General features: G+C 40.8%; 33 protein-coding genes. 24 read left to right on the top strand and 9 right to left on the bottom strand.

Annotation, left to right across the window (positions count from 1 at the left end; translation table 11 throughout):
- Positions 1–18 precede the first annotated feature (18 nt).
- From serC to IGJ44_RS14015, 3 genes are read left to right on the top strand one after another with little or no spacing between them, the layout of a single operon-like run.
- Positions 19–1,098, top strand: a complete 1,080-nt coding sequence (gene serC / locus IGJ44_RS14025; protein ID WP_010749989.1) for a 3-phosphoserine/phosphohydroxythreonine transaminase — start codon at positions 19–21, stop codon at positions 1,096–1,098.
- Positions 1,099–2,283 (top strand): phosphoglycerate dehydrogenase, encoded by a 1,185-nt coding sequence (locus tag IGJ44_RS14020; RefSeq protein ID WP_016609459.1) that lies wholly within the window; start codon positions 1,099–1,101, stop codon positions 2,281–2,283.
- Positions 2,283–3,506 carry a DUF1015 domain-containing protein gene (locus IGJ44_RS14015; protein WP_074536779.1) on the top strand — a complete coding sequence of 408 codons (1,224 nt, stop codon included), beginning with the start codon at positions 2,283–2,285 and terminating at the stop codon, positions 3,504–3,506. Before IGJ44_RS14020 ends, IGJ44_RS14015 begins: the two co-directional genes overlap by 1 nt.
- A 42-nt stretch (positions 3,507–3,548) precedes the next feature.
- On the opposite strand, the gene IGJ44_RS14010 is transcribed toward IGJ44_RS14015, so the two are convergent.
- The gene (locus IGJ44_RS14010) at positions 3,549–4,898 is read right to left on the bottom strand and encodes an Nramp family divalent metal transporter (RefSeq protein WP_074536809.1); all 1,350 of its coding nucleotides are present in this window, start codon (positions 4,896–4,898) and stop codon (positions 3,549–3,551) included.
- 157 nt (positions 4,899–5,055) lie between these two features.
- The gene (locus tag IGJ44_RS14005; protein WP_074536810.1) at positions 5,056–7,398 is read right to left on the bottom strand and encodes an ABC transporter ATP-binding protein/permease; all 2,343 of its coding nucleotides are present in this window, start codon (positions 7,396–7,398) and stop codon (positions 5,056–5,058) included.
- A 138-nt stretch (positions 7,399–7,536) separates the two neighbouring features.
- Between IGJ44_RS14005 and IGJ44_RS14000 the strand changes: the two genes are divergently transcribed.
- The 3 genes from IGJ44_RS14000 to IGJ44_RS13990 all read left to right on the top strand — a co-directional run bounded on the left by IGJ44_RS14000 (position 7,537) and on the right by IGJ44_RS13990 (position 11,327).
- Positions 7,537–8,022: a MarR family winged helix-turn-helix transcriptional regulator gene (locus IGJ44_RS14000; RefSeq protein WP_010749984.1), complete on the top strand. Its 486-nt coding sequence runs from the start codon at positions 7,537–7,539 to the stop codon at positions 8,020–8,022.
- Between the two features lie 160 nt (positions 8,023–8,182).
- Positions 8,183–9,970, top strand: a complete 1,788-nt coding sequence (locus tag IGJ44_RS13995; protein WP_005228237.1) for a glycoside hydrolase family 13 protein — start codon at positions 8,183–8,185, stop codon at positions 9,968–9,970.
- Positions 9,971–10,274: 304 nt separating this feature from the next.
- Positions 10,275–11,327 (top strand): aspartate-semialdehyde dehydrogenase, encoded by a 1,053-nt coding sequence (locus IGJ44_RS13990; RefSeq protein WP_074536811.1) that lies wholly within the window; start codon positions 10,275–10,277, stop codon positions 11,325–11,327.
- Positions 11,328–11,458: 131 nt separating this feature from the next.
- Here IGJ44_RS13990 and IGJ44_RS13985 read toward each other — a convergent pair whose 3' ends face one another.
- The 3 genes from IGJ44_RS13985 to IGJ44_RS13975 all read right to left on the bottom strand — a co-directional run bounded on the left by IGJ44_RS13985 (position 11,459) and on the right by IGJ44_RS13975 (position 14,142).
- Complete coding sequence (locus tag IGJ44_RS13985; RefSeq protein ID WP_430605860.1) at positions 11,459–12,598, bottom strand: tyrosine-type recombinase/integrase; 1,140 nt, start codon at positions 12,596–12,598, stop codon at positions 11,459–11,461.
- A gap of 88 nt (positions 12,599–12,686) precedes the next feature.
- The gene (locus IGJ44_RS13980; protein WP_430605859.1) at positions 12,687–13,553 is read right to left on the bottom strand and encodes an Ltp family lipoprotein; all 867 of its coding nucleotides are present in this window, start codon (positions 13,551–13,553) and stop codon (positions 12,687–12,689) included.
- A gap of 274 nt (positions 13,554–13,827) precedes the next feature.
- Positions 13,828–14,142: a helix-turn-helix transcriptional regulator gene (locus tag IGJ44_RS13975; protein ID WP_254904878.1), complete on the bottom strand. Its 315-nt coding sequence runs from the start codon at positions 14,140–14,142 to the stop codon at positions 13,828–13,830.
- A gap of 194 nt (positions 14,143–14,336) precedes the next feature.
- Here IGJ44_RS13975 and IGJ44_RS13970 point away from each other — a divergent pair, with 194 nt between their 5' ends.
- The 13 genes from IGJ44_RS13970 to IGJ44_RS13910 all read left to right on the top strand — a co-directional run bounded on the left by IGJ44_RS13970 (position 14,337) and on the right by IGJ44_RS13910 (position 19,914).
- Positions 14,337–14,582, top strand: a complete 246-nt coding sequence (locus tag IGJ44_RS13970; protein WP_008380402.1) for a helix-turn-helix domain-containing protein — start codon at positions 14,337–14,339, stop codon at positions 14,580–14,582.
- A gap of 59 nt (positions 14,583–14,641) precedes the next feature.
- A complete protein-coding gene (locus IGJ44_RS13965; protein ID WP_430605857.1) occupies positions 14,642–14,953 on the top strand; it encodes a MerR family transcriptional regulator in 312 nt (103 codons plus the stop codon).
- Positions 14,917–15,381, top strand: a complete 465-nt coding sequence (locus IGJ44_RS13960; protein ID WP_430605855.1) for a hypothetical protein — start codon at positions 14,917–14,919, stop codon at positions 15,379–15,381. Before IGJ44_RS13965 ends, IGJ44_RS13960 begins: the two co-directional genes overlap by 37 nt.
- Positions 15,382–15,594: 213 nt before the next feature.
- Positions 15,595–15,849 (top strand): hypothetical protein, encoded by a 255-nt coding sequence (locus tag IGJ44_RS13955; protein ID WP_430605854.1) that lies wholly within the window; start codon positions 15,595–15,597, stop codon positions 15,847–15,849.
- Between the two features lie 13 nt (positions 15,850–15,862).
- On the top strand, positions 15,863–16,084 hold the full coding sequence (locus IGJ44_RS13950) for a hypothetical protein (RefSeq protein WP_430605852.1): 222 nt from the start codon (positions 15,863–15,865) through the stop codon (positions 16,082–16,084).
- Positions 16,081–16,503, top strand: coding sequence for a hypothetical protein (locus tag IGJ44_RS13945; protein WP_430606583.1), 423 nt, complete (start codon positions 16,081–16,083; stop codon positions 16,501–16,503). The genes IGJ44_RS13950 and IGJ44_RS13945 overlap by 4 nt, the downstream gene beginning before the upstream one ends.
- Positions 16,504–16,518: 15 nt before the next feature.
- The gene (locus IGJ44_RS13940; RefSeq protein ID WP_430605851.1) at positions 16,519–17,268 is read left to right on the top strand and encodes a hypothetical protein; all 750 of its coding nucleotides are present in this window, start codon (positions 16,519–16,521) and stop codon (positions 17,266–17,268) included.
- Between the two features lie 224 nt (positions 17,269–17,492).
- Positions 17,493–18,311, top strand: coding sequence for a rolling circle replication-associated protein (locus IGJ44_RS13935; protein WP_430605850.1), 819 nt, complete (start codon positions 17,493–17,495; stop codon positions 18,309–18,311).
- A 14-nt stretch (positions 18,312–18,325) separates the two neighbouring features.
- The gene (locus IGJ44_RS13930; protein WP_430605848.1) at positions 18,326–18,838 is read left to right on the top strand and encodes a Holliday junction resolvase RecU; all 513 of its coding nucleotides are present in this window, start codon (positions 18,326–18,328) and stop codon (positions 18,836–18,838) included.
- 1 nt (position 18,839) lies between these two features.
- A complete protein-coding gene (locus IGJ44_RS13925; RefSeq protein ID WP_430605847.1) occupies positions 18,840–19,118 on the top strand; it encodes a hypothetical protein in 279 nt (92 codons plus the stop codon).
- Positions 19,096–19,425 (top strand): hypothetical protein, encoded by a 330-nt coding sequence (locus IGJ44_RS13920; RefSeq protein WP_430605846.1) that lies wholly within the window; start codon positions 19,096–19,098, stop codon positions 19,423–19,425. Before IGJ44_RS13925 ends, IGJ44_RS13920 begins: the two co-directional genes overlap by 23 nt.
- Positions 19,426–19,437: 12 nt before the next feature.
- A complete protein-coding gene (locus IGJ44_RS13915) occupies positions 19,438–19,626 on the top strand; it encodes a hypothetical protein (RefSeq protein ID WP_430605845.1) in 189 nt (62 codons plus the stop codon).
- Positions 19,627–19,722: 96 nt separating this feature from the next.
- Positions 19,723–19,914 carry a hypothetical protein gene (locus tag IGJ44_RS13910; protein WP_430605844.1) on the top strand — a complete coding sequence of 64 codons (192 nt, stop codon included), beginning with the start codon at positions 19,723–19,725 and terminating at the stop codon, positions 19,912–19,914.
- Between the two features lie 56 nt (positions 19,915–19,970).
- On the opposite strand, the gene IGJ44_RS13905 is transcribed toward IGJ44_RS13910, so the two are convergent.
- Positions 19,971–20,156, bottom strand: a complete 186-nt coding sequence (locus IGJ44_RS13905; RefSeq protein WP_430605842.1) for a DUF6440 family protein — start codon at positions 20,154–20,156, stop codon at positions 19,971–19,973.
- Between the two features lie 117 nt (positions 20,157–20,273).
- Between IGJ44_RS13905 and IGJ44_RS13900 the strand changes: the two genes are divergently transcribed.
- On the top strand, positions 20,274–20,471 hold the full coding sequence (locus IGJ44_RS13900; protein ID WP_430605840.1) for a hypothetical protein: 198 nt from the start codon (positions 20,274–20,276) through the stop codon (positions 20,469–20,471).
- A gap of 70 nt (positions 20,472–20,541) precedes the next feature.
- Here IGJ44_RS13900 and IGJ44_RS13895 read toward each other — a convergent pair whose 3' ends face one another.
- From IGJ44_RS13895 to IGJ44_RS13885, 3 genes are all read right to left on the bottom strand, one after another.
- A complete protein-coding gene (locus tag IGJ44_RS13895; protein ID WP_115231835.1) occupies positions 20,542–20,826 on the bottom strand; it encodes a hypothetical protein in 285 nt (94 codons plus the stop codon).
- A gap of 228 nt (positions 20,827–21,054) precedes the next feature.
- The gene (locus IGJ44_RS13890; protein ID WP_176285432.1) at positions 21,055–21,930 is read right to left on the bottom strand and encodes a DUF4238 domain-containing protein; all 876 of its coding nucleotides are present in this window, start codon (positions 21,928–21,930) and stop codon (positions 21,055–21,057) included.
- Positions 21,931–22,057: 127 nt separating this feature from the next.
- Positions 22,058–22,594 (bottom strand): hypothetical protein, encoded by a 537-nt coding sequence (locus tag IGJ44_RS13885; protein WP_115231837.1) that lies wholly within the window; start codon positions 22,592–22,594, stop codon positions 22,058–22,060.
- Positions 22,595–22,966: 372 nt separating this feature from the next.
- Between IGJ44_RS13885 and IGJ44_RS13880 the strand changes: the two genes are divergently transcribed.
- From IGJ44_RS13880 to IGJ44_RS13865, 4 genes are all read left to right on the top strand, one after another.
- Positions 22,967–23,470 (top strand): ArpU family transcriptional regulator, encoded by a 504-nt coding sequence (locus IGJ44_RS13880; protein ID WP_430605838.1) that lies wholly within the window; start codon positions 22,967–22,969, stop codon positions 23,468–23,470.
- A gap of 275 nt (positions 23,471–23,745) precedes the next feature.
- Positions 23,746–24,045: a hypothetical protein gene (locus tag IGJ44_RS13875; RefSeq protein ID WP_223080270.1), complete on the top strand. Its 300-nt coding sequence runs from the start codon at positions 23,746–23,748 to the stop codon at positions 24,043–24,045.
- The gene (locus IGJ44_RS13870; RefSeq protein ID WP_430605834.1) at positions 24,032–24,367 is read left to right on the top strand and encodes an HNH endonuclease; all 336 of its coding nucleotides are present in this window, start codon (positions 24,032–24,034) and stop codon (positions 24,365–24,367) included. The genes IGJ44_RS13875 and IGJ44_RS13870 overlap by 14 nt, the downstream gene beginning before the upstream one ends.
- 165 nt (positions 24,368–24,532) lie before the next feature.
- Positions 24,533–25,000 carry a phage terminase small subunit P27 family gene (locus tag IGJ44_RS13865; protein ID WP_430605832.1) on the top strand — a complete coding sequence of 156 codons (468 nt, stop codon included), beginning with the start codon at positions 24,533–24,535 and terminating at the stop codon, positions 24,998–25,000.

The raw sequence follows: 25,000 nt of genomic DNA, 5'->3' as shown, positions 1-25,000 counted from the left end.
AAAGGAGAGATTTTTTGTATGACAGTTTATAACTTTTCAGCTGGTCCTGCCGTATTGCCCCGTCCCGTATTGGAGAAAGCACAATCCGAACTTTTGAATTACCGCGGAAGTGGGATGTCCGTTATGGAGCTGAGTCATCGGTCCTCCTTGTTTGAAGCGATCATTAAAGATGCAGAAGCACTTCTACGAAAATTGATGGGGATTCCTGAAAACTATCAGGTACTGTTTTTACAAGGCGGCGCGAGTCTCCAATTCAGTATGATCCCATTAAATCTTGCACAAAACAAAAAAGCCTTATACGTAAATACCGGTTCTTGGTCGAAAAAAGCTATTGAAGCAGCAAAAGCGCTTGGAAACGTGACGGTGGAAGTTGTTGCCTCTAGTGAGGATCAAAACTTTACCTATATTCCAGAAATTTCAGAAGATGCGATCGATCAAGAAGCGGCTTATTTGCATATCACCACGAACAACACCATTGAAGGGACGGCCTTTCAAACGATTCCGCAGGCTGGCGACGTGCCGATCGTAGCGGATATGTCCTCAAATATTTTAGCCAATGACTATCGCGTAGAAGACTTTGGTGTGATTTATGCTGGGGCCCAAAAGAATATTGGTCCTGCAGGGTTGACGGTAGTGATCATCCGAGAAGATTTACTCAATGATGATGCTGTCTTCGCTCCAATGCTGGATTATCGTCTACAGGCTAAAAATGACTCATTGTACAATACACCACCAACGTATGCTATCTATATTGCTAAATTGGTGTTTGAATGGTTGGAAGAATTAGGCGGCATTCCTGCAATTTTAGAACAAGACCGCCAAAAAGCGGCGCTTTTATACGAAACGATCGAAGCCTCTGCTCTTTACAGTAGTCCTGTGGCTGTTGACAGCCGCTCACTAACGAATATTCCTTTTGTGACAGGGGATAAAGCATTAGATCAGCGCTTCAATGAAGAAGCTGTCAAAGCTGGCTTTGAGAACTTGAAAGGGCATCGTTCCGTTGGAGGAATGCGAGCAAGCTTGTACAATGCCTTTCCATTAGCTGGCGTTCAAGCGTTAGTCGACTTTATGAAATCATTTGAAGCGGAGGTCAAATAAATGTTCCAAATTAAAACATTCAATGCGATCGCACCAGAAGGATTACAGCGTTTAGAAAAAGAAAAGTATGCCATCAACGAAAGCGACCAACCGCAAGGGATTTTGCTGCGCAGCCAGAAATTGCACGATTACGCTTTTCCTGAAAGTGTCTTAGGTATTGCCCGTGCAGGGGCTGGGACCAACAACATTCCCGTCAAAGCATGTACTGAAAAAGGGATCGTCGTCTTTAATACGCCAGGCGCCAATGCCAATGCGGTCAAAGAATTAGTGATCGCTAGTCTGCTCTTAAGTGTCCGTCCGATTTTACGAGGTGCCCAATGGGTGCAAACCTTGAGCGGTGATAATGTGGAAGAACAAGCAGAAGCGCAAAAAAGTCAATTTGCTGGAACAGAGTTAGAAGGCAAAAAGTTAGGAATCATCGGCCTTGGTTCTATTGGAGCGATGGTCGCCAACGATGCTTATCGTCTAGGGATGGAAGTAGTCGGTTATGATCCTTACGTGTCAGTGGATACTGCTTGGACGATCTCTCGTCGGGTCAAGCGTGCCAATGATATTGCGGAAGTCTTTTCAACCTGTGATTTTATCACGGTTCATGTGCCGCTAATGGAAAACACGCATCATCTCGTCGGGGAAGCCGAACTTGCGAAAATGAAACCAACAACGAAGCTATTCAACTTTTCTCGTAAAGAAATCGTCGATACAGATGCTGTTTTACGTGCGTTAAAAGCCGACCGTTTAGCGGGCTATACGACTGATTTTGCGGATGAACAATTGCTGCATAATGAAAAAGTCCTCGTCTTGCCGCATTTAGGTGCATCAACAGAAGAAGCCGAAGTCAACTGTGCCAAAATGGCAGCCCGAACATTGAAAAAATTCTTGGAATTTGGAACCATCAAGCGCTCAGTAAATTTTCCAACTGTTGAGATGGCTTTTCATTCGCCTTATCGTCTGACGATCATCAATCGCAATGTACCGAATATGTTAGGTCAGATTTCATCGATCATTGCGGAATCTGGGATCAATATCGACAATATGCTGAATCGTGGACGGGAAGACTTTGCTTACACCCTAGCCGATGTCGCTTCTGAAGATGAAGCCTTATTGAATCAATTAGCCGATAAACTGCGGGAGAACGAAAACATCGTTCGTGTACGGGTCATCAAGAATCAGGAGGTTGGGTATTAATGGTTCAAGTATTTCCGTTTAAAGCCATTCGTCCAGACGCCTCATTGGCAGAAAAAGTGGCCGAGCTACCGTATGACGTGGTCAATTCACAAGAAGCCGCAGCGTTTGCGCAAGGCAATCCTTACAGCTATTTCCACATCGACCGTTCGGAGATCGACTTGCCAGGAATCGATCCTTATGATCCACAGGTGTATCAAAAAGCGGCGGAAAATCTTGCATCTTTTCAAGAAGAAGGCTGGTTGATTCAAGAAACGGCGCCCGCATATTATTTGTATGAATTGACGATGGCTGGTAGAAGCCAAACGGGGCTTGTCGCCTGTACCTCGATCGATGATTATGTCGCTGGGAAAATCAAGAAACACGAGTTTACCCGTCCAGAAAAAGAAATCGATCGGATCAATCATATTCTGGCATGTGATGCCAATACAAGTCCGATTTTCTTGAGTTATCGCCAACCAGCAGCAGTCAAAGAAGCGATCGATGCGTGGCAAGCAGAGCATGCGCCAATCTATGATTTTGTCAGCTATCATGAGGTGCAACATCGTGTTTGGCTGATCGATGATCCAGCGCTAGTCGCCTCTTTTGCCCAGCAGTTTCAAGCTGTAGATGCCCTTTATATTGCGGATGGGCATCACCGCACAGAGTCAGCAGTCAAAGTCGGCTTGCAAAAGCGAGCCGATGGCCAAAGCAGTCAAGAAAGCGACCGCTTTTTAGCGATTTTATTCCCAGAAAATGAATTAGCGATTTGGGAATACAATCGGGTTTTGCGGGTACCAGTGCCAGAAACCTTTTTTGAGCAGGCAGCCCAGCATTTTACGATTCGAGAAACTACAAGGAAGAAACCAGCGCAACGTGGTTCGATTCATCTGTACCTAAACCATGCGTGGTGGGAGTTGACCATCAAACCGGAAGCTGTGCCGCAAGATGCGGTAGGACAGCTGGATGTGTCGCTTTTACAACAATACGTGCTGGCTGATATTTTCGCGATCCAAGATGTGCGGACAGACAAACGCATTGATTTTGTCGGCGGAATTCGTGGTCCAGAAGAATTGGAACGTTTGGTAGATAGCGGAGAATGGACATTGGCCTTTTCCATGTATCCAACGCAAATGACCGATCTTTTGGCAGTCGCCGATGCGGGAGAAATTATGCCGCCAAAATCAACTTGGTTTGAACCAAAACTGTTGAGCGGTCTGTTTTTACATGATTTAGAAACGAATTAACCAAAAAAAGCTTACGAGCTAACCTCGTAAGCTTTTTTTCTATTAGAAGTTGCCGAGTGTTTCGATGATCAAGCGGACATTCAAGACCGTCAGTGCAATGGCACAGATCCAGCCTAAGGTAGAGACCCATAGCGGATTCTTGAAGCGTTCCCCCATGATTTTTTTTGAGCTGGTAAAAAGAACCAACGGAATCATCGAAACGGGTAAGGCGATGCTTAAAAAGACTTGCGAATAAATCAGCAGATCGTCCAAGGCTTGTTCGTTGCCGCCAAAGTAAATCGTACAAAGCAAGACGGGGATCACCGATAAGCCACGGGTGATCAGACGTCGCGCCCAAGTAGGGATCTTCATATGGATAAATCCTTCCATCACGACTTGCCCTGTCAGTGTCCCAGTGATCGTTGAATTTTGACCAGATGCCAAGAGCGCCACGGCAAACAGAACGCTCAAAACTGGACTGGCGACAGCACCAGCAATGGAGGAATCTTGCAATGCATCGAACAGCGCGGAGAAGGTGCCGACTTCTTCACTATGACCAAAGAACAAGGCACTTCCTAAGATCAAAAGCAGGCAATTGACCAAAAACGCAGCGGATAATTGGATATTGGAATCCCAAGTAGCGAACCGCACGGCCGTTGCCACTTCTTGGGTATTGCTACGATCGATTTTTCGTGACTGGGAGATCGAAGAATGCAGATAGAGATTATGCGGCATCACAGTCGCACCAACGATCCCCAACGCCATTGTCAGCTGCCCATGGTTCAAGACTTGCTTTTGGGGAATAAAGCCTTGCAAGACAGCAGGCAAATTTGGTTGAGCAATAATGACTTCGTAACAAAAGACCAGCATAATGACCAAAATCAGTGTCATGACGATCGCTTCGATTTTTCGGAAACCCAATTTCATTAAAAAGAGCAGAAGGAGTACATCGAAAATCGTTAAGATGACCCCAACTAATAAAGGTAAGCCAAATAGTAGATTGAGAGCGATCGCTCCTCCGATCACTTCCGCGATATCCGTTGCCATGATAGCCAATTCGGTGACGATCCACAAGACAAAGCCTAAGCCTTTGCTGGTGTGTTTACGAGTTGCTTGCGCAAGGTCCATCTGGGTCACGATCCCTAGCTTGGCTGCCATGTATTGCAGCAGCATAGCGATCAAACTGGAAATCAAGATCACAGAAAGTAAGAGATAGCCATATTCAGCACCGCCTCCGATCGAGGTGATCCAGTTTCCTGGGTCCATATAGCCCACGGCTACCAATGCCCCAGGACCAGAGAACGCTAAGAGATTGCGCCAAAAGCTGCCGTTTTTTGGAATGGCAACTGTATTATTTATTTCTTCCAAGCTAGGACCGTTGGCCGCTTGGATCAATTTTTTTTCTTCGTTCATCGTTTCACGTCCTATCTTTTTAGGTATACCTAAAAACAAATCTATTGTATTCCTCATTTATGAATTTTTCAAGAGAAACCTTTTGGAAGTCGGAAGGAAAGGACAAAAAAACAGCAGCCAAAGGAATGGCTGCTGTCTGTTGGGTTTTCTTATAAAATTAGTCGGCGCGTAAAGCGATCGCTGCATCTTTTTTCGCTGCCATTCGAGCTGGTATGTGGCCGCCGATCATCGTTAGGACGGTGCTGACAGCAATCAAGATCAGGCCGTGGACCGGATTTAATTGAGCAACATTTTCGAGATCAGTCATACTATATAAGATCGCGTTGATCGGGAATGTGGCTAACCAAGCAATCAGGACACCTAAAGCTCCTGAAGCGATCCCTAAAATACAGGTTTCGGCATCAAAGACGCGGGTGATGTCTTTTTTACGAGCACCTAATGCTTTTAAGACCCCAATTTCTTTCGTACGTTCTAGCACAGAGGTGTAGGTGATGATACCGATCATGATCATGCTAGTTACCAAGGAGATTCCTGCAAAAGCGATCAAGACGTAGGTGATGGCATCCATCAAGCCACCAGTCAATTGAGTCATCGTACCCGCTAAATCGGAATAAACGATTTGGTCTTCTTTGTCTTTGCCTTTGTTGAAGTCATCCAAGTAATCAAGGATTTTTTCTTTGGCACTGAAATCATTCGGATAGATCATAATGCTGTTTGGTAAATCACTGCCGCCAAGATAAGCGATCAATGAATCTTTAGCACTTTCGTCAACGGGTTCATTCGTCATCACGTTGGTGTCGCTGTCTTTTTGGGCTTGGACGATCGCTGAGTCTTGGTTTTCTTTGATGACTTCTTGCGCGAGGGCATCACTGTAGGCAATGCCAGTTGACAGCAAGTTCATCGTAGAGTTTTGCTTGATACGTAAGATTCCGCTGATCGTTAATTCTTTGTTGCCGCTATTATCGAAAACGTCATTTAAATCTTGATTTGGAATGAAGTTTCCAGTTGGTAATTCGGTGTAAAAGGCATCATTAGACGCCAATGTGATTTTTGTTCCCACGATATCGTCGAAGGACACCTTGTCGCCATCTTCAATGTCAAAACCGAGGTTGATCAATGCATTGACATTCGTTACGTTGTTTTCATCGACGATCAAAACGACATCTGTGCTAGCACTTGGGTAGCTGCCTTCTAAAAGGTCGTAGTTGTCTTTTAAGAAATTGCCGTTATCCTCTGATAACTGCTCGGGGAAAGTCGAAACCCCAATCCCGGTGGAGGCACTCATGGCAGACATCATGGCATTGGTCTGTTCATTGTCAGGTGATGCATTGGAGAAGCTGACTTGTTCCACAGTATCATCGATCTTACGGAAAAGGTTCAAGGAAGTGGAACGAGTGTAGCCGATATTGTTGCTTAATTCAGGATCAATGTCGTTGATGTAATCGAGAAACTCTTGATCGATTTTATTGATATGGGTTGCACGATCCGCATCACTTAATTTGGCAGTGACCTCTTTATCTGAAGGGAAATCTTCAGATTTCTCCCGCGTTCCCATGGCTGATGGATCTTGTTCAGTGGCTACTTGCGAGATCGTGATCGGAAAACGAGCTAATGTTTCTGACTGGGTATTGTCGATTTGTTTTTGGAATCCCGTTGACAGTGACAAAACAATGGCGATTCCGATGATCCCGATACTAGAAGCAAAGGCTGTCAAGAAGGTGCGCCCTTTTTTGGTACGGATATTGTTAAACGACAAACGTAAGGCAGTCATGAAACTCATTTTTGTGTGCTTTAATTCGAATTGGTCTTTCTTTTGTCCTTCGACATGAGGGTTCGAATCTTTAATGATTCGTCCGTCTTTGAACTCAATGATCCGTCCAGCGTATTTGTGCGCCAATTCAGGATTATGAGTAACCATGATGACCAATTTTTCTTTTGATAGTTCTTGGATCAGTTCCATGATTTGGACACTGGTCTCTGAATCCAAGGCACCTGTTGGTTCATCACAAAGAAGGATATCAGGATCATTTGCTAAGGCACGAGCGATCGCTACCCGCTGCATTTGACCACCAGAAAGCTGATTTGGTTTTTTGTGCATATGCTCAGCTAAGCCCACACGCGTCAAAGCATCGGTTGCTTTTGCGCGTTTTTCTTCTTTTGACACACCGCTCAAGGTCATCCCAAGCTCGACGTTGTCGATGATGCCTAAATGACTGATCAAATTGTAGCTTTGGAAGACAAAGCCGATCGAATTGTTCCGATACGCATCCCAGTCACGATCTTTAAAGGATTTCGTTGATTTGCCGTTGATGATCATATCACCAGAATCGTAATTATCTAAGCCGCCGATCACGTTCAACATGGTTGTTTTCCCAGAGCCGCTTGGCCCTAAAATGGCAACAAACTCTTGTTTACGAAAGGCGACGGAGACACCATCGAGGGCTTTTGTAGTACTGGCGCCAACCGTATAATACTTCTTGATATCTTTTAATTCTAACATGCTGTCACTCTTTTCTTGCCGTTTTCACGATTATTTTCATTATGTAACCACGCTATCATAATGGTTAACAAAAATCAACGATTATCATTGTTTAAACAAATAATTTATACTAAACTAAAGACAGAAAAGAGGGAGAGTATGGAAAAAGCGTTAGGAACATTCAATATGGCGGTATTTGCGGAGATCTTTTCGCTGATGGGAAACATATTGTTTGAAGAAATCGGTCTGGAAGATTTAAAATTGACCAAAATGGAAATCTTGGAACTCGTGGTGATCTCTAGTAATGAAGGAATCACGATGTCCGAGTTGGCCCAGCAAATCGGTACGTCAAAAGTCCAAATCAGTCGTTCGATCTCGGGGTTAGAAAAGGCTGGCTTTGTGGTCCGCAAAACCAACGGCGTCAATCGCCGCAACGTCAATGTTTATTTGGAAGAAGCTGGGAAGCAGTTGTTTGTCCAAAAGAAAAAACAAGTGGAAGACCGCTTGAATGCCAAAACCGCTCAAATGGCTGCAGAAGATATCCAGCAGTTGAGTCAGTCGTTGACGGAGGCAGTGGGGATCTTGCGGAAATATGACATTTTACGGACTGGCAATCAATGTGAGAAAAATACGCCGTTTGATTAAAAAAGGGCGAAGCAATCGTTTGCTTTTTAATTACTGAATTAATTTCATATTAACTTATATTATCGATTTTTTAGATAAAGCAACCGATTGCGTTTTTCTCTTGTTTTGACTTCTGATTTGTGCGACAATGAGTATATCAAACAAGTCAAAGGAGTCTGCTATGAATACTACTGCCATTTATCATCGTCCCGAAAGTGAATTTGCGTATTTGTACGAGAAGGATAAAATGCATATCCGTTTGCGTACCGCCCGTCAAGACGTCCGCCATGTCCAGCTGCTTTGCGGTGATCCTTACACACTATATAAAGAAGCTTGGTACCAGCAAAGAATTGAAATGAAAAAAATTCTTTCCACGGACTTGCATGATTATTGGCAAGTATCGGTCGGAGCAGAATTCCGCCGTTTGTCTTACGGCTTTTCCATCGAAAGTTACGATGGGTTGCATGTCTTTTATGGAGACCACGGGGTCTATCCTTTTGAGCAGCAATATTTAGAAATGAACAACAATTATTTTCGGATGCCTTACTTCCAAGAAGCCGATCGTTTCAAAATTCCCGAGTGGGCAAAAGAAACCGTTTGGTATCAAATCTTCCCTGAACGCTTTGCAAATGGGGACCCATCAAATGATCCAGAAGGTGTATTGCCCTGGGGCTCAAAAAATCCCGATCGCCAAGACTTTTTCGGCGGGGATCTGCAAGGGGTCATCGATCATTTGGATTACCTCGTCGATCTAGGCATCAATGGGATCTACTTCTGTCCGATTTTTGAGGCCTATTCGAATCACAAGTATGATACCATCGATTATTTAGCCATTGATCCAGCGTTTGGAGATAACGATACCTTTAAACGCTTAGTGGAGGAATGCCACAAACGCGGCATCAAAGTCATGCTAGATGCTGTGTTCAATCATATGGGGGATACTTCGCATCAATGGCTAGATGTCATCAAAAACGGCAAAGATTCGCCCTTTGCTGATTGGTTCCACATCAATGAGTTTCCTGTCAACTACAAAGAAGGGGAAAACTTTGAAGATGCCTATGACATCACCTATGATGTGTTTGCCTTTACGCCGCATATGCCAAAACTCAATACGGAAAATCCTGACGTGCAAGATTATTTGTTGAAGATCGCTCGTTATTGGATCGAAGAGTTTGATATCGATGCTTGGCGCTTGGACGTTGCCAATGAAGTCAGTCATCACTTCTGGAAAAAATTCCGCCAAGTGTGTGATGATGCCAAAGATGATTTTTATATCCTTGGGGAAATTTGGCACTCTTCTCAACGGTGGTTACAAGGCGACGAGTTTCATGCAGTAATGAACTACGCCTTTACGGATGCAATCATTGAATATTTTGTCAAAGACGAGATCTCCATGACGAAAATGGTCTCGGAATTAAATAACCAGCTGATGTTGTATCGGGAGCAAACCAACCAGGTACAGTTCAATATCTTGGATTCTCATGATACCCCGCGCTTGTTAACTTTGGCTCGAGGAGACAAAGACTTGATGCGCCAAGTGATGGCCTTTACGTATCTGCAACAAGGCGTTCCTTGCCTGTATTACGGTGATGAGATCGGTTTGACCGGCGATATGGACCCGGATTGCCGTAAATGTATGATTTGGGAAGAAGAAAAGCAAGATCGTGATCTCCTGCATTTCACTCGCTCATTGATCAGCATTCGCAAAGACAACCAGAAAGTCTTATCAGAAGGTTCCTTGAGTTGGAACTGGGTTTCGGAAGAGGATGGACTGATCATTTTCGAACGAGAGTTGGGGGCACAGCGGATCATCGGTATTTTCAATACGGGCGATGACCAAATCACCCTTTCTCGTCCTGATTCGATCCTGATGGAACAGTTTGTCCAACTGGAAGATGAAACGATGATTATTGATAACAAAGGCTTTGCTATCGTGAAAGTAAACAACGAAGAATCGAATGAAGCATAAAAATGAGGCAAGAATTGCATATGCAATTCTTGCCTCATTCAATGTTTTGGGTATTTTTAATTTCCCCATGCACGTTGGAAAGAATCTTCCCCAAAATTCCTTCTGTCGGTATTATATCCTATAACACCTGAATGTGACAAATGATAACCCTTAAATATAGGTAGATTTTTTCTGCAAAGGGGGAAAAGATTGAAAATTTAGACAGTATTGCCTTCTTTTTGCGCTTCTTTCCACGAAAGGTCTTTTCTTTTTTACAAGATATGATAAACTAGTAAAAATGTATTTTTATTCGAGGAGTGATTTGATGAGTACAGGGTATCACGTAGCAGTTGTCGGGGCTACCGGCGCAGTAGGAACAAAAATGATTGAGATGTTGGAGAAGACCACGTTGCCGATCAAAAAAATAACGTTGTTGGCATCCAAACGTTCTGCTGGGAAGACCCTTGTGTTCAAAAATGAACCGCTCGTTATTCAAGAGCTGACCGCAGATTCCTTTGCAGGTATCGATATTGCATTGTTCAGTGCCGGTGGCGGCATTTCAAAACAATTTGCTCCAGAAGCAGTCAAACACGGTGCAGTCGTGATCGACAATACCAGTCATTTTCGGATGGACCCGAATGTTCCTCTAGTCGTTCCTGAGGTGAATCCTCATGCATTAGCACAACATAAAGGAATCATTGCCAATCCGAATTGTTCAACGATTCAAATGATGGTGGCGTTAGAACCAATTCGTCAAAAAGTCGGTTTATCAAGGGTATTGGTTTCGACGTATCAAGCAGTTTCAGGTGCTGGCGCACAAGCCTTGGCTGAATTGACTCGTGAATCTCAAGAATTATTAGCTGGCAAAGCCGCTGATGAACTAAACCCTGAGATTTTACCAGCAGGCAGCGACAAAAAGCACTACCCAATCGCGTTTAACGCCTTGCCGCAAATCGATGTTTTTGCTGAAGACGACTATACTTACGAAGAGTGGAAAATGATCAATGAAACGAAGAAGATCATGGAAGATACGCAGATCAAAGTAGCAGCTACGTGTGTGCGGATCCCTGTGTTTAGCGGTCATTCAGAGTCGATTTATATCGAGACCAAAGACCATGCCAGTGTTGAGGAAGTCAGGCAGTGGATCAGCGAAGCGCCAGGAGCTGTCTTGCAAGATGATCCGAGTCAACAAGTGTACCCGCAAGCTTTGACCAGTGTGGACAAAACGGAAACCTTTGTTGGTCGGATTCGCAAAGATTTGGATGTCGAAAACGGCTTGCATTTATGGGTCGTTTCTGATAATTTGCTGAAAGGTGCGGCATGGAACTCCGTTCAAATCGCCGAAAGCCTGCATCAGCAAGGATTAGTTCATGTGTAAACCATAAGTTTTTCAGAAAAGTGTGGTGAATGCCACGCTTTTCTTTTTTTTGTTGTATAATAACTAGCTTGATATATCGCGGTTTATCAAGGATAAATCGGTTTGACTACCCTTTTGACTACCCCGAGGATTTATCCCACAAAAATCCTCGACATAGCGTCCGCAATGTGCGCATCATCCTTAGTCGCGTGAGCGTATATGCTCATAGTTGTTGCTGCGCTTGAATGACCTAACCGACGTTGCACATCTGTGATCGATACGCCAGCGTTTAACAGTAAAGACGCATGTGTGTGACGTAGTTTATGTGGAGTGAGGTTGTTTCCCGGGTAATGGCTCATAACAGTCTTGGGATAGTTCTGATAGATGAAGCTATTAAATTTATTTGTAACAATTAGTTGATCGCTATCGGATTTGGTTCTAATTCCTCGTCTAAAGAATTCTTTTTTCTGAGAGGTCTTCCATTGCCTGAGAATTTCTAACGTGTCAGAATCGAGCGAGATTGTCCTGTACGATGATTCTGTCTTAGGAGTTGTTAGTGTGAGTTCTTTTAGTAATACAACTGCTTTGTTTATACGTAATGTTTTTTTGTCAAAGTCAACGTCATCCCAAACCAAAGCAGCTAGTTCACCTTTGCGAATTCCGGTATATGCAAGCAATCGAACTAATACATATTCTTTTTCCGGGCGATGCTGTTTGGTCCAATTTAGAAAATCCGCCAGCTCTTCTTTTGAGTAGTAAGTCTGATCATCCGATTTCTTTTTCGATTTTTGTTTCGGTATGTCAGTTAGCGCCATCGGATTTTTGGAGATGATCTCTTTTTTCATAGCAAATTCAAATATCTTATTGGCGTATGATTTGTAGATCCGACAAATTGATGTTTCCGTGGACCACTGATTGACCGCATTTTGACAATCCTCGTAAGTAATTTGATCGATGACTAAATGACCAATGGCAGGGAGAATATGATTCTTAAAATGAATATCAGTTTTTTCCAGTGTGGTATCTTTGACTGTCAATTTGTAAGTCTCATACCATAATTTGAAAACGTCATTAAAAGTGGTATACTTCTTTTGTTGAGTATTACCTTTGGCTGGTGCTTCGTCAACGCCAGCTTCTAGACGTGCTAACGCCAGCCGAGCTTCTTTTGGAGTTGCAAAGCCACGGCGTGTAGTGCGTCTTTTTTTGCCTGTTTTTGGATCAACTCCTAAATATAGATCAAATTGATAAGCGGTTTGACCGTTCTTTTTTTTGTACTTTTTGATTACAGCCATAATTCTTCCTTTCCAGCGGGCATGCATGAAAAGGGTAATGCTCTCAGCGCGAATCGAACACGCTTGACGCACCAGCGAGAGTTTAAACTTAATCTAAATTATCAATTGCGTACTGCGCTTGCTCTTGAGTGAAACCCTCAAAAATTAATTGATCATATAAACCTTGATCCGAAAACGCACTATAATCAAGGTATCTTTGAGCAACTAGAACCGCCTGCTCTTTCCAGTCGACATTTACATTATCAACAGCAAACTGTGCAGCATCTTCCGGATATTTCTCAAACAATAATTGATCATAGAGGCCTGATTTAGAAAAACTAGAATAATCCAGGTACTGCTCTGCTTTAGCCAAAGCATTACGAAACTCTCTTGATGCATTGTTGATGGAAGCTCGTCTGGATTTTTCTGCTTCTGCCTTTTCTTGTTCTTGTCGCTGTTTTTCTCTTCTTTCTTCTTCACGTTTAGCGGCAGCTTCTGCTTTTTGTCTAGCTTCTTCCTCTTCTTTTGCTTTCTCTTTTTCTTCCGCTTCTTTATCTGCAATTTTTTGTTCTTCATCAGACAAAAGCTCATACTCCAAGGTATCAATAGATTTCACTAAAGCAGCTTGTGCTTGATCCAAACTCTCAAAACGGTAAGAAATATTTTTCTCTTTCGGAAGTTGACCAGAGAACTCAAATGATCCGGACGCTGATGCAGTGATCATTTTTAGGAATCCACCGTCTGCAAATACTTTAATTTCCTCGTTTGGCTCAGTTTTTCCAGAAATGACAAATGTTTCATGCTCTAATGAGTGATTAGGAGAGTATACTGTAAACCTTGTTTGCTCTTTTTCTTCACTTTCTTTAACAATTTCGCTCTCGGAAGTCGTTGATGCTTCTTCTGCTTCTGAATTTGTTCCGCAACCGACAACAAACAAGCTTGTTAAAAACATCCAAAAAACTAACTTTTTGTTCATTTTAGTACCTCTTTCTGATAAAATATTTGTGTACTAGCAAAAAGAGATTGCTCCTGCCGAAGGCCCAACTTTGGCGGGAGTATTTTGTTTATATGAACATCAATGAAAATTCTCTCAGTACGAGTCGAACGTACTTATTGCACCGGCGAGAGTTGATCTGAAGCACTCAGTAAGCCGTTTAAATTTTACATATTCCATTATTTTATCAAAAATAGTAAAAAACGTTCGTTTATATTAAGAAATGTGGTAAAATATAACTGGTGAAACTCTTCACTTACTGCTTATTTTGGTCGTCAAGCTGAAAACGGATAAATTCAAGTACAACTTTCTTTCGATCGTCATCTAACTGATTAAACAATGATTCGATAGATTGAGTATATTCGTTACTGGATAGATCTACGTTCATCAAATCATCTATATCAATTTTGAATATTTTTGAAATTTCATTCAGCACCTTTAATTTGGGAGTGTATTTTCCCTTTTCCCATTCACTGATTGATGAGGAACTCTTTCTACCAAGCTTTTCAGCTAATTCGATTTGTTCCATGTTGTGTTTCTCTCTAAGATACTTTAAATTCTTTGCAAACATCACTAACGCCCTCCTTGAATACATCATATCATTGCTTCGGAAAAAATGAAATGCTTTTCCGATTATTTGTTGAGTTTTTCTTGATTAAGATAGAAAAGTCAACATTTATTTCGGAAAATCTGAAATAAAAGTCTTGACTTCGGAAAAACTGAAATATATACTTGGGTTAACAAAATATAAACGAGGTGAAAATTATGGCGGAAATCAAAAAAGAAAAATATACTTTGGAGCAACTTAGACGACTAAGAGGATATTCAAAAGAACGCCTCGCAAAGAAGAGCAATGTCACATCTAGAACGATATTTATCTACGAAACAGACATCGAAAAAATGCGTAACGGTAAATACGAAACATTAGAGAAGTTGGCCAAAGCTTTGGGGGTAAGGGTTGCAGATATTTATTTAGACCCCGATTCGGAAAAACCGAAAAAGCTGATATAAGTTTTCTAGGGCGTTAGGTGTTTATTGATAGAAATTCTATAAAAAGGGAGCGTGATCAAATGACAGCTTTTGAGGAGTTAGTCAGCGCGGAAGTACAAAAAAGCCTCTCGATTATCTTGCCAGCTGTCAAAAGAGAATTGAGAGATCAGATCAAACAAGAATTGCAGCAAGAACTCGTTTTTAAGGAAGTAAATCAAGTTGAGTTTAATCAGACTGAGCTTGCAAAAAAATTAGGTGTGTCAGTCTCAACTATTCGTAACTGGCGAAGAGCCGGACTTGAATCTGAGTCTAATCCGAGCGGAAGTCCGCTATTTAACATTCATAAGGTACGAAAATGGCGAGAGGAAAACGACAAAAGAAAAATACGATAAAAAATGCGGGCATGCATGATGTCGTTTTCCGATCATCATCATCAATCACAAGAAAGGAGTTTTCTATGATAACAGTTACTTTTTCAAATTCGGATGGACGTATTTCGCATGAGGTAAAAACACGAGGGGAAGCTTTGGCCCTTGTTGATAGGTACTTACCGCCTCAAGATCTACCGGAAAATCTAGATGAGAAGATCAAAAGAATAGATGCTTTGTTTGAACAAGCGACAGGCGAATGTAAAAAGGAAGGCGTTTCCGCTATTTATGGATATATGGCGAGTGACACGGAAGGCATCATTGGCGGAAATGGCGATTGTATTCCATTGGTGATGTTGACAAACAAAATTCAAGAAACCGTTGTTGCCGAGTTAAAGGAATATCTGAAGAGAATGAAGGAGGTTGATCAGAGTAATGAGCAAGGATCTTAAAGACACACTTTTTGTCACTTTATTTTTATCGTTATTGGCGATGGTTAGCAGCGTATCTCTGGTTGCTGGTTTTACAGTAATTATTCTTTGGACTTCATGGCATTTCTTTGTTGCAGCCTATAACAGATTCGTCGATCGCTACAATGCACGGATCGCAAATGGCGAGTATAAACGAAAATTGCGTCATAACTCGAACACTCAAGGTGCAAGGTAATGGATCAAACGGCATCTACTTACACGCTATCAACAGCAATCGCTTATCTCGCTTCGCAATCAGCAGATGTCTTGTACATCCGCAAAATGATGCGAGAAGGCACACAAGTCTACAAGATCGAGGCGAAAACAGGACAGGGGAAAACAGAATTGTTCCAGCTGAGAGGCATCGAATTGTGGCATCACAAAGTGACAATCGGTAAAGGCATAGAAGAAAAAATCATTTTCCGCTTTTCCGATTCAAATAATTATTAGCAGGAGGTAACGCATGGCAAAACGAAAGATCGCGATGAATGCGGCAGAACAAGAAAGATACGATGACTACAAGACGATTCGGGTAGTCCGCAGTACGATCCGAAAAATTAGGAAGGAGAAGAAAACTGTACCGAATTTTTTATTCGATCAGCTGAACGAATTTAAGTACAAAGTCAAATATCCAGCGCTTTATCGGCGAGCTTTAGTAGGAAGAGAGGAGCCGTGGAAACGATGAAAGAAGCAATCGACTTAAATTTATCTACTATCGATGATGGCGCAATTCAAGAAAAGTTTGAGCATGAAATGGCTAAGGTGCTTGAAAACGTACTAGACCGGAACACCGAGCCGACCAAAAAGCGCACGATCACACTGACGATTGAAGTCATACCTAACAAGGATCGCGACATGTTTGTTCTATCGACAAAGAGCAATTCCAAATTGGTCCCTCGCGAAGAAACCGAAACTAAAGTGCTGTTCGGACGTAATCAAGACACCGGGCAAATCGAAGCAGGCGAATTGAAATCAAGCGCTCGCGGTCAGTTGTTCATGGATCCGGACGACTTGCAAGTCAAAACAGATATCGGACAACCGATCGAAGAAATCGAGCGCAGAGAAAGTGGCATTGTTGATTTTCAGAAACAACAAATCAATTAAATTGGAGGAAAAAACATGAGTGAGAATATCAAGGACGCATTGAAGTATGCCGTGGATCTGAGCAACGGACAAGAGGTGATTCACAAGATTGAGGATCATGTGTTTTATGACAGCAGCAAAGCTAATTTAATCAACTTGCTGCCTGCAAAATACGCAAAACCGCTTGAGGTCAACTCGTTAACAGGGCTAACACAGTATTTATTGTCTAAGTTTGATCAGGAGGCGATCGATGATCCCGACGAGTTATTAGTGCATGTTGAAAGCCCAACTAAGGTCGTTGTATATAGCCAGTTAAATGCGGAGCGTAAACGAGAAAGCTTGATCGAAGCGCAAGCGGAAATGCAACGATTCCCTTACGGAAACTTTTTAGATCAGGAACGCTTTGTCATCAATATCCAATCGCTATTTGATCGCACCGATCACGCGGAAGCTATTTTGAAATTTTCTAGCGCGATCCGGATTGAAGATGGTGCAGACGTAACGGATAACGGCGTAACCCAAACAGCAACAGTAAAAACAGGCGCAAAAACAGTCGCAGAGGGAAAAGTACCTAGCCCGGCAACATTGCGACCGTATCGAACATTTTTAGAAGTAGAACAACCGGAAAGCCAGTTTATTTTCAGAATCAATGAGCGTGGGGAATGCGCATTGTTTGAAGCGGACGGTGGCTTGTGGAAGCATCATGCAAAAGAATCAATCAGCGAATATCTCGCGAAGGAGCTTGCGGAATTAATTGAACAAAGCAAGATCACGATTATCTTATAAGTCAAAAACTTCATAAAGCTGTATGATCTCATGCAGCTTTTTTCTATACAAAAATAGCCCATCTTACGAAAAGACGGACCATTCTTGATTGATGAATCTACCTGAGTTCATTATATCATCTCTCAAGTCTCGGTTCAATGGAAAACGTTGATAAATCAGCGTTTAACGTCCTTGTAATAGGTATTAACTTGAGGACACAAAGCAGATTTTAGGAGAAATGGGATATGCATATACAAGCGAATCGATACTACGCTGGAGACTATCAAGAAGTGGCGATCGTCCCAGTAGTGGAAGTTGAAAAAACAAGAAAGAACCGAATCAAAAATACAGGATCAGAATATCTGACAAAGCCAGCGCAGCAGCTGGTAAATAACCGTAACACATTTCGATGGTTAAGGATCGCATTGCAAGGAAACTTTGGTAAAGGAGATTATTTCTTCACACTCACGTTTAAGGAGGGGGAGATGCCTGGTCCAAAACAAATCAGCAAAGCAAAATATATTCTCTCAAGAGTGTTTTTGCGTAACTGTCGCAAAAAGTATCAGAAGCATGGTCGCGACTTTAAATATATTTGGGTCATGGAGTATGAGTTGGATCAAGAAGGGGACTATCTTAAACGCGTGCATTTTCATGTTGTGATCAATCATGTTCCGGAATTATCAAGAGATGACATCGAGGATTGTTGGGCGCGTGGAAGAGGCAAGAATCGTAAATCGTTAGGAAGGGTCAACGCTAAACGTTTGATTCCGACCGATGAAGGACTTGAGGCTCTAGCTACGTATCTATCGAAAGGCGCGCGTTGGAAAAAAGGCGAAAAGATTTGGAATTGCAGCACGAATTTAAAGCGACCGAAAAAGCAAAAGCGGAAAAAAATATTCTCTTTTCGGCAGATGGAGAAAATGGCGATGTCTAATGACTTAGGATTCGAGACGATCAGAAAGATCTACCCGAATCACGTGATCAAAGATATTAAGTTTAAATATAACGAATTCCGTGGATGGCACTTATATCTCAAAATGTGGAAGAAAAGCCGAGATGGCTAGAAAGTGAGGATCACATGAACTATTCAACAAATTGGCGTAACCGCCAAAGTAACGATCAAGGACAATTGTTTGAAAATCTGATTGATCAAGGATGCATCTACTATCAGCACAAAGGAATCGCGATGATCGAGAAGACCCCGGAACCTTTTCGGGTTAAGAAAATCAATAAAGATGGCAGCATGATCGTTTATCCGCTCGGCAAAGCACAACCGGATTACAAGGGGACTTTGGCAGATGGACGGGCGATGGTTTTTGAAGCAAAGAGGACAACGAAGGACCGTATCCAGCAGTCAGTTGTTACGGATCATCAAGCAGCTTGTCTCGACATGCATGCGCACCTGGGCGCGATGGCTGGTGTCTGCTGCATGATCAAAAAAACGGTCGGATTTGTGCCGTGGACGGATTGGATCAACATGAAAAACAAGTATGGTCGTAAATATATGACGGAATCTGAGTTGCAAGCTTATCGAGTTGAGACACCAGGCTACATTGACTTTTTGGGCAAGTGGAAAGGAGGCGCATCCTAGTATGTCCGATCCAGTAAATAGTTATACAACTGCACGGATAGCGTTTGAACTTTTTGTACAGGCTCGTGGATGGCAGTGGCTAGGATTTCGATCAAATCCAAAAAATCCAAGTCAATATCTAGGACAATGTGTTGACCAGAATGCGGCGGAATACTATTTCTTGATCACTCAAAGCGGGAAGTATTTTCGGCTATTGGGCGATAAAAAGTATGAGGAATACGACTATGTTTATAACCCTGACAAGGAGGGCGATCAGAATGCGGCACCAAAAGAATATTGAAAAGAAGCTGAGACGGAAAGTTAGGCTTGAAAAGCTGTATCGATTGGAACAACTGTCTAAACAATCAGATTTTGACACTAACCCAGCAGTGATAATAGAGCGCGATGCACTCAGAAAAGAGTTGTGGCGTGCTGAAAATCCCAACAATCGAATTGTCGAGGTGTTCTATAAAGGTGAGGTTATCTATGAAGGTACTAAAATTAACATCTGCAATAAATGCAAGAAGACGAGGGGAAACATTAACTCACTCATTAGGACCGGCGGCAGAGATGACCAGGGGCGGACGTATCGATTTAAGGAATTATGAGGAGGCATTGTTTTGAAACGGATCTATTATAACGAATTTAGCGCAATCTTAGTCGATGAAAAAGCAAAAACTTATCGTTATGTCAGCAGCAGCGAAGGTTTAGAACACGCGAAAGAAATCGGTGTGCAAACAATTTATAGGACCGCTTTAAATCAGCGTGAGGAGTTTTTGATTGATTTAGGTTTTAAACGTGTGCTTTGACAATATATTGGGGGCGAAAATACGTTCCTACAATATATTGTGCATAAGTCTGTGGATATGTGTATATCTTTAAAACGCTTAACAAAGGAGAAACGAATGGATAAAAAATTCTATGTTGTGATGCAGTCTAAAAGCACTAAGCTTTACGCATATTTTCCTGGGACAATGTTGTGCTGGACTGATCGCAAAGATGCAGCTCATCAATTTGATGCCAATCGAGCTGATACTTGGATAGAGAATTTGAAAGGGTCGGGCGATGAAGATTTCTACAAAGAAGGATGCAGTTGAGAATCGGAAGAAATTACCAACTTGGAAAGAAAAAAGACCAACACAAGTTGATCTAATTAATCCTCATAATGAATACTTCCATCTGGCTCTAGTCTTGGTGTAATTGCGACGCCTTTTCCGTCAGAACCGATAACAATTGTTTGAATATATTGTACCTGTGTCTCGGGATCAGTAATAACAAAGATTTCGTTGGTTCTGCCTTTATAAACTTTTTCAACTTCAAATTCAATATTGTTCGCCATAGAATCACTCCTTTTAAATAAAATACCATAATAAACAAACAAAATAAATAAATACTATAAATGTTTGTAGATATGAAAATTTAGTAACGACAGAGATTGCGGAATAGGAGGGTAAACATGAAAGCAAAAGATTTGATTAGTATATTGCAAAATAATCCGGATGCAGAAGTTTTAGTTTCTACCGTTAGTTACTATGAAAAAAGTCATTATGAAGCAGGATATGAGCGGGGAACCCCTCAACACGTGGAAAGCATTACAGTAGATTTGGGGTATAACCAGATCAAGCTTGATGGCGGAAAAGAACGAACAATTTAGTCAGTAATCCACCAAAATAGTTGACTACTGTGAGAAATAAAAAAAGACGCAATAAGCGTCCAGTTTTATATTATAAATCTTGCTTTTTTTCTAAATGTTTTAATAATTCTTGTCCTTTAGCAGTAAGTCTGCATTGTAAATCAATTTGAGTATTAGCCTTCAAATCGTTAGATTTTTTTAAAGCTTCAAGTTTATGCCAAACCCCATCTGATAAATCATAAACTTCGACTAGTTCATTTTCGATAATATATGGACCTATTACTTTGAAATCTGGATCAAGCAAGACTTCATAAGGGTATGCACCTTTTGAAGATATAGTTTTTAAGATTTTAAATAACAAGTTTTCGCCTGCCATTAAATAACCACCTTTTTTATTATTTACTAAAGTATCTCATGAAAAAAGAGTTTTGTCATTGCAAATTAATACCTTACCTCTTAAATGTTTGATACCAAATTAGTCAGTAATCCGACGAAATAGTTAAATGGATTAATGAGATCACCAGTAAATAATATGTTTCAATTATAGCTTAACCTTGTAACGGAGATTGGTTTGAATAATGTCATGGCTAGGAATCAGATATAACTAGTCACGGATGGTCTGTTGGACTATTGAGTTTAGAATATATTTATTTTTAGAGTAAATAAAATTATAAGACCAATGGGCAATTGTTTGATTGAATCTTCTAATATCCTTTCTGTTAGTTTTGAATCTATGAACGTGACCACCACCAAGAGATAAGATTTTTGGTGTTCTTAATATCAAGAGAAATTTTGGAGTTAATGGGAATAGTTTTACTGTGTTTATGGCACCAAAACCTATCGATCCTCTCTCAGGGATCATACAATAAGGATTATCACTAGTTATAAATTCGCCTTTCTCTGGAGCTTCCAAAATTTTAAAGTCATGCTTCATCAATATGCTAATAAGGTCATCTTTAAAGTCAAACATATGTTTTAAACTTATTTCTTTAGGGATATTATTCATAATCTCTTTATCTTCAATAAAACTAACATAAGAATCTCTATCAGATTGGGGGAGATGTTTCAAATGATTGTTTGCATTCATTGAACTAGCAAGTAATTTTGCTCTTGTCTTGTAGGATTTGACGTAATTTCTATTAATATTGTCTCTTTGATCAGGTGTTCTCAAATATTGGAATGCTATGAATGTTGTCAAATTAATTTTATCAGTTTCCGATAACGGTTCATGGCTTTCGATTTTTTGAATCACAGGTCTGTATAAATTATCAACGTTTTCAGCAAAAAATTTCTCAATTTCATAATTTTTATTACCATCTCTGTCCAAAGTGTAGAAGTTACGTTGAAAAGCGGTGCTCTTCGGAGACTGCCTAATTATTTTTTTCTCCTTGTTCAAATAAACATGAAAATAGTTTGATTTGTCCGTAAAAAAATTTAAGTATGCTTGTGGAACATAGTGCTGCTTAATTGGTGTATTCATAAAATCAGTCCTAATGTTTTTTAATAATAGCACAAAGAAAAGTAATGGACATAGGTTTACGAAATCGTCAGTACTAAAGAAGAAATAAAATTTTTGAGATTCTTGATTTTAGTACTTCTCGTTAAATCTAATTTATAAACATTGCCATTAGCATTATTATTAAAAGAATAATTAAAAGAAAATCTAAAATAGCATAACTACTTAAAAAATAGATTTTTATCAGATGAGGAATACTGGAAAACTGTCTTTTATTTATTCTGTAATATCTGCTCCGGATAGGCAATCCAATATCTCTGGTTACTTTTTCATATTGACGATCAAAAGTCCAACAAAAACTGTTCCAAAGCTCAGAAAGACTTCCATCATACGTAGGTTCATACATCCAAGACGCATATTGTTTAAGAGATGGATAGTAATAACCTTCAGCTTCATCCAAAATATCGTGTATTTGCTTTCCTAAGGATTGTATTTTTTCATCGTCAAGATTTTTCGCATAGAAACAATCTTCAATCAATAGAAATATTTTAGAATAAGCTTTCTCAAAGACTTTTCTTGAGGTTTCTTGTTTAACTGATCGCATGGAATAACGACCACCTAAAAGCGCACCAACAAAACCAATAGCTGCGGTAAGTAATGCGGTTATAATTTCGGAATTTACTTCCAACTTTTAAATTGCTCCTTTCAATTCCTTAGAATGATCATGAACTGATTATATCAAAAATAGTAAAAGCTGTACTCAAAAAATAAAAATTATAAAGTAGGAGGGATAAGATGATCCAAAAATTTAGAACGTGGGATAAAGATAGTAAAGTTATGCGATCTTGGGAACAGGAGGAAGAGTGATGCAATGGAAACATTATCAATAATAGGATTTGTATTTTGTGTCATTATCATTATGACATCAGTTGTGATTTGTAAAAAAACAATAGAAGATGAGGAACAATAGCTAACAAAGAAAAAAGCCGGATTCCTCCGACCATCTTAAATATATCTGACTAGTATATTATAACACAGACAGTAGGAGGAATCAGAGATTATGGCGCTATTTGATCCAAAGAAATATCGTATCCCTAATTCTAGTGAGGTTGATCTCAAAGCTACTAAGCTTAACTTCGAAACATTTATGATTCAATACGGAGCCGTTCGAGAAAAGGTTGGAAAAAACAGAATGCCTAAAATGACACAATCATTTAATCCGATTCCGTCCACTCCTCATCGTGAATACGACGGAGATGCAGAACGTTTCTTGATTGAACGTGAGGAATACATGCCAGAATACGAAGAACTACACAGACTTTTTGGAAAAGGGTATCTGTCGATTGCGAATCCCTTAAAGCACGGAGGAACAGAGCGACGGAGACAGATTTTCATGCTGAGATATGTTTACAGCATAGGAGTTAGAGAAATATCAGAACGAACATATTTAGGCAAGACTGCCATCGTGGAAGAGAGCCAAGCTGGGTTGATTCAATTTTGTAAATCAATCGGGTTATTGATCCTCAAAAATGAGACAGAGCCATTGGTGGAGTTAGACGGCTAATAATTAAGCGGTCATTTTCCGACCTTTTGCGGTCAATTCGCGGTCATTTTCCGACCCATCGCGGTCACTTATCTTGATAATATGATAGTGTCAAAAAGAATCGAGAGATGGTTGTTGGGCTACTCACATAACTCATAAACCGGAAGGGGGCTAATCTCCTCATCGCTTTCGCTTATTCTTATCGGCTAATAAGAAAGACGCCAAATCAAAAATAGAATGGAGTTGAGTTCACTCCTTATCTTCATTCCCTAGCGTCTTTTTTTAGGAGGGAAACTATGTTAGAAAAAGAAAGTTTCTTAAAACAATTAGAAGATCTTAAAAATGAAAAAGATTTGAATCAGATTGCAGATCTATTCAATTCGATTAACGTCATGTATGGAGTAACAGTAAAAGAAGCTTGCGCACTAGCCTATTATTTGATAGACAAGTCCTTGTCTGCTGATCACAATGCATTGATGCTGCGCGAAAAGTTCGGCATAGATATCAACACATTGGGTCTAGACGGTAAGCTTACAATCGCTAGAGCCATGGTCAGTGCGTATGCTACGGAAGTGGAAGCAAATGAGCAAACCTAAAAAGTTATTTTTTGTAAATGGGAAAAGAGTATTGATTGATCACGACAGCAGAAGAGAGGAGTTCCGCTCATACAATAAAGATCGCTGGAAATACCAAAACGATCTCATGCGTTTCTACAACTCGAAGCCGTGGCGAACTTTGAGCAAACAAGTACTGAACGAAAACTACTACGTGTGCTGCGTGTGCGGTGGAGACGCAACGCTAGCCGATCACATTGTACCTATCCGCGTCGATTGGGAGAGACGACTAGACAAAAATAACACACAACCAATGTGCGACAGCTGTCACACTATAAAAACAAAAAAAGAAACGAAAAAATGAACAATTAATTCTCTATAAAGTGGGAGAAAAATTTATATATAGGCTGAAAGTGGGGATTAGTACCCCACTTTTTTTGTACGGGCGGGGTCTGTGGGAGACGAAACAACGCTGCCCTCTTCCGTGACCAATTTTCCGTTTTTGAAATATTTTTGGGGGGTGATCGTGATGGCTGGAAGGAAAATAAAGCCTTTGAAAAATAACAAATCTCATTTGACGGATGATCAGAAAGAAATCAGAAAAAATGCGGAAAAATCGGCTTCCGATCCTTTCAAAAAATTACAAAGTACACCACCAAAGCACTTGAACAATGTGGCAAGGTACGAATACAAAAGGGTATCACAAGAATTAGACGAGATGCCTGTTAGAAATCTTGATCGCGCGATTCTAGAAAGCTATTGTGTTTGGTATTCGATTTTTCGAGAAGTTAGTCAAAAACTGAAAGAAGAGGGGGTATTGTTAAAAAATGATAATGGAGAATATAATGAAAACCCATTAGTCAAAACACTGGAAAAGGCGACCAAAAACATTAAGTCAGCCGCCGTTGAGCTAGGACTTACTGTTGATAGTCGCCTTCGAATCTATATACCTAAAAGTGATGAAAAGTCACAAACAATTTTTGACAAGTTTGGATAA

The organism is Enterococcus sp. DIV1368d, from assembly GCF_050542975.1.
GTDB classification, from domain to species: domain Bacteria; phylum Bacillota; class Bacilli; order Lactobacillales; family Enterococcaceae; genus Enterococcus_D; species Enterococcus_D casseliflavus.
This window is presented reverse-complemented; position numbering and strand designations above follow the sequence as displayed.

What these genes read in the sequence shown, in the direction of transcription:
- IGJ44_RS13945 (WP_430606583.1), top strand. Translation starts at nt 16,081, where the DNA reads ATGAAAGAAGCAATCGACTTAAATTTATCTACTATCGATGATGGCGCA.
- serC (WP_010749989.1), top strand. Translation starts at nt 19, where the DNA reads ATGACAGTTTATAACTTTTCAGCTGGTCCTGCCGTATTGCCCCGTCCC.
- IGJ44_RS13920 (WP_430605846.1), top strand. Translation starts at nt 19,096, where the DNA reads ATGCGGCACCAAAAGAATATTGAAAAGAAGCTGAGACGGAAAGTTAGG.
- IGJ44_RS13890 (WP_176285432.1), bottom strand. Translation starts at nt 21,930, where the DNA reads ATGAATACACCAATTAAGCAGCACTATGTTCCACAAGCATACTTAAAT.
- IGJ44_RS13990 (WP_074536811.1), top strand. Translation starts at nt 10,275, where the DNA reads ATGAGTACAGGGTATCACGTAGCAGTTGTCGGGGCTACCGGCGCAGTA.
- IGJ44_RS13955 (WP_430605854.1), top strand. Translation starts at nt 15,595, where the DNA reads ATGGATCAAACGGCATCTACTTACACGCTATCAACAGCAATCGCTTAT.
- IGJ44_RS13950 (WP_430605852.1), top strand. Translation starts at nt 15,863, where the DNA reads ATGGCAAAACGAAAGATCGCGATGAATGCGGCAGAACAAGAAAGATAC.
- IGJ44_RS13865 (WP_430605832.1), top strand. Translation starts at nt 24,533, where the DNA reads ATGGCTGGAAGGAAAATAAAGCCTTTGAAAAATAACAAATCTCATTTG.
- IGJ44_RS13985 (WP_430605860.1), bottom strand. Translation starts at nt 12,598, where the DNA reads ATGGCTGTAATCAAAAAGTACAAAAAAAAGAACGGTCAAACCGCTTAT.
- IGJ44_RS13870 (WP_430605834.1), top strand. Translation starts at nt 24,032, where the DNA reads ATGAGCAAACCTAAAAAGTTATTTTTTGTAAATGGGAAAAGAGTATTG.
- IGJ44_RS13930 (WP_430605848.1), top strand. Translation starts at nt 18,326, where the DNA reads ATGAACTATTCAACAAATTGGCGTAACCGCCAAAGTAACGATCAAGGA.
- IGJ44_RS13980 (WP_430605859.1), bottom strand. Translation starts at nt 13,553, where the DNA reads ATGAACAAAAAGTTAGTTTTTTGGATGTTTTTAACAAGCTTGTTTGTT.
- IGJ44_RS13940 (WP_430605851.1), top strand. Translation starts at nt 16,519, where the DNA reads ATGAGTGAGAATATCAAGGACGCATTGAAGTATGCCGTGGATCTGAGC.
- IGJ44_RS13965 (WP_430605857.1), top strand. Translation starts at nt 14,642, where the DNA reads ATGACAGCTTTTGAGGAGTTAGTCAGCGCGGAAGTACAAAAAAGCCTC.
- IGJ44_RS13880 (WP_430605838.1), top strand. Translation starts at nt 22,967, where the DNA reads ATGGCGCTATTTGATCCAAAGAAATATCGTATCCCTAATTCTAGTGAG.
- IGJ44_RS13900 (WP_430605840.1), top strand. Translation starts at nt 20,274, where the DNA reads ATGAAAGCAAAAGATTTGATTAGTATATTGCAAAATAATCCGGATGCA.
- IGJ44_RS14015 (WP_074536779.1), top strand. Translation starts at nt 2,283, where the DNA reads ATGGTTCAAGTATTTCCGTTTAAAGCCATTCGTCCAGACGCCTCATTG.
- IGJ44_RS14005 (WP_074536810.1), bottom strand. Translation starts at nt 7,398, where the DNA reads ATGTTAGAATTAAAAGATATCAAGAAGTATTATACGGTTGGCGCCAGT.
- IGJ44_RS13970 (WP_008380402.1), top strand. Translation starts at nt 14,337, where the DNA reads ATGGCGGAAATCAAAAAAGAAAAATATACTTTGGAGCAACTTAGACGA.
- IGJ44_RS13910 (WP_430605844.1), top strand. Translation starts at nt 19,723, where the DNA reads ATGGATAAAAAATTCTATGTTGTGATGCAGTCTAAAAGCACTAAGCTT.
- IGJ44_RS13875 (WP_223080270.1), top strand. Translation starts at nt 23,746, where the DNA reads ATGTTAGAAAAAGAAAGTTTCTTAAAACAATTAGAAGATCTTAAAAAT.
- IGJ44_RS13975 (WP_254904878.1), bottom strand. Translation starts at nt 14,142, where the DNA reads ATGTTTGCAAAGAATTTAAAGTATCTTAGAGAGAAACACAACATGGAA.
- IGJ44_RS13935 (WP_430605850.1), top strand. Translation starts at nt 17,493, where the DNA reads ATGCATATACAAGCGAATCGATACTACGCTGGAGACTATCAAGAAGTG.
- IGJ44_RS13895 (WP_115231835.1), bottom strand. Translation starts at nt 20,826, where the DNA reads ATGGCAGGCGAAAACTTGTTATTTAAAATCTTAAAAACTATATCTTCA.
- IGJ44_RS13995 (WP_005228237.1), top strand. Translation starts at nt 8,183, where the DNA reads ATGAATACTACTGCCATTTATCATCGTCCCGAAAGTGAATTTGCGTAT.
- IGJ44_RS13960 (WP_430605855.1), top strand. Translation starts at nt 14,917, where the DNA reads ATGGCGAGAGGAAAACGACAAAAGAAAAATACGATAAAAAATGCGGGC.
- IGJ44_RS14020 (WP_016609459.1), top strand. Translation starts at nt 1,099, where the DNA reads ATGTTCCAAATTAAAACATTCAATGCGATCGCACCAGAAGGATTACAG.
- IGJ44_RS13905 (WP_430605842.1), bottom strand. Translation starts at nt 20,156, where the DNA reads ATGGCGAACAATATTGAATTTGAAGTTGAAAAAGTTTATAAAGGCAGA.
- IGJ44_RS13925 (WP_430605847.1), top strand. Translation starts at nt 18,840, where the DNA reads ATGTCCGATCCAGTAAATAGTTATACAACTGCACGGATAGCGTTTGAA.
- IGJ44_RS14010 (WP_074536809.1), bottom strand. Translation starts at nt 4,898, where the DNA reads ATGAACGAAGAAAAAAAATTGATCCAAGCGGCCAACGGTCCTAGCTTG.
- IGJ44_RS14000 (WP_010749984.1), top strand. Translation starts at nt 7,537, where the DNA reads ATGGAAAAAGCGTTAGGAACATTCAATATGGCGGTATTTGCGGAGATC.